Annotated in this window: 2 protein-coding genes; one reads left to right on the forward strand and one right to left on the reverse strand. The window is 61.6% G+C overall.

Annotated features, from left to right (window positions below; all coding sequences use genetic code 11):
• A partial coding sequence (locus tag NTW26_08695; protein ID MCX7022330.1) for an SLC13 family permease occupies window positions 1-753 on the forward strand: 753 nt, incomplete at its 5' end.
• Window positions 754-871: 118 nt separating this feature from the next.
• Here the strand turns inward: NTW26_08695 and NTW26_08700 are convergent.
• Window positions 872-1,576 (reverse strand): hypothetical protein, encoded by a 705-nt coding sequence (locus NTW26_08700; GenBank protein ID MCX7022331.1) that lies wholly within the window; start codon window positions 1,574-1,576, stop codon window positions 872-874.
• Window positions 1,577-1,923 lie beyond the last annotated feature (347 nt).

Genomic DNA, 1,923 nt, shown 5'->3' on the forward strand with positions numbered 1-1,923 from the left:
CTGGGCCCCGTCATCGCCCTGGTACTCGTGGCCACCATCATCTTCAACCGTTTCGCCTTCCGCCGGCAGTTCGCCGGGGTGAGCGACGGGCAACGTATCGCCAGCTACGACGAGAAGAAGGCCATCCACGACAAGCCGCTCTTGATCAAGTGCCTGGTGGTCCTGGGGCTGACCATCGTGGCCTTCATGATCCACGATTTCTTAGGGCTCCCCCCGGCGGTGGTGGCGTTGGTCTCGGCGGCCGTACTGGCCTTCATCACGAAGCCGCCGATCGAGGAGCTGCTGCACGAGATAGAGTGGCCCACCCTAGTGTTCTTCGCCGGCCTTTTCGTCCTGGTCGGGGGGCTGAAGGCCACCGGCGTCACCACCGCGCTCGCCGGCCTCATCGCCGGTTCCACCTCGAGCGTCCTGGTCCTCACCATGATGATTCTCTGGGGCAGTGCCTTTCTTTCGGCCTTTCTGGACAACATCCCCTTCGTGGCCGCGATGATTCCCCTCTTGATGAGCACCATCGCCCAGTTGGGACTGACCCCGGCCCAGGCCGATCCGCTCTGGTGGGCGCTTTCGTTGGGGGCCTGTCTGGGCGGCAACGGCACCCTGATCGGCGCCAGCGCCAACGTCATCGTCGGCGGCATCAGCGAGAGAACCCGGGACCCCATCACCTTCCGCAACTACCTGGCGGTCGGCCTGCCGGCCATGCTCATCTCCATCGTCATCTGCTCGCTCTACATCTACCTCCGGTACTTCACCTAGCCGTCCGGGCGATAACCCTTCTCCGCGTCGTTTCCAGCCTCTACCTCTGGTTGCGCTACTTCGCGTTCAATTAAAAAAAACGGGGGCCGCGGCCCCCGCTTCCATCGCTACCCCACGGTCAGCGCGAGAGCGCCAGGCCCAGGGGAACGTCGTACCTGCTCCCCGCCACATGCGGACCTTCCGACTTGTAGGAGGCGAGGATATCGTAGTCGATGCCGTGGCCGTCGCAGTCTATGACGATGTATCCCCACCAGCTCCATGGGTCAATGTCACCTTGGCTCTCGAAGAACCAGACGCGGAAGATGTTGTCCACGCCGGACCACGAATCATTGTAATCGCTCGAAACTTCGACGAACCACCAGTAATCGTCGGGGCTCGTGTCCCACTGAGACCAGTAATCGTTGTCCGGGTCGAGGCAGAAGGTCATCATTTCCTCTAGCTTGTCGTTGTCGTACGCCGGGACCTCGTTGAAGTCAATGGCGGTACCCTCTGCCGTGCCGTCCTCATCGCCGTTTTCGTCAACCATGACGGAGTACACCTCGGCATTGTCGTTCTGGAAGAAGATTTCCCAGTACGAGTTTTCCAGCGGACGGCCGAGCATGCACTTCTCGTCGGACAGGACGCAGTCGAAGAAGGCCAGGACGGTTCCGGAATCCCAGTAGCCCCAGTTGTCGTCGTCCTGGGCGTACTTCTTGGCGATATCGTAGGCCCAGTCGAAGGCGTACTTCAGCAATCCACCCCCGCCACCTCCATCGGTGGTGGTGGTGCAGGAGAAAAGTAACGCCACGGCCAGGACCACCGTCAGTATCACTATCTTCCTCATGTTTTTAGCTCCTTTCGGGTGAACGAGTATCAGCTTACCACGACTAATTGAATCATGTTACCAGAGTTGCGGCCGCCGGGCAACAGAAAAGGGGTCGCGGTGACACCGACCCGACCCTCGGCCTGGGTAGTGATGACGTAGGGCGGGGATTTTAATCCCCGCCGCTTTCACCCCTCTCCCTAGCCCGTAGGCGAGCCTCCCCCCAGAAGGGGGAGGGGACACGCCCCGACCCTCACCCCCGGTTGCGATGGCGTAGGGCGGGGATTTGCCGGGGGCATAGCTCGCTTCGCTCGGTTCCTATCCCCGCCGCTTTCACCCCTCTCCCTAGCCCTCTCCCACAGGGAGAG

The sequence above is a fragment of the bacterium genome (assembly GCA_026398675.1).
GTDB lineage: Bacteria > RBG-13-66-14 > RBG-13-66-14 > RBG-13-66-14 > RBG-13-66-14 > RBG-13-66-14.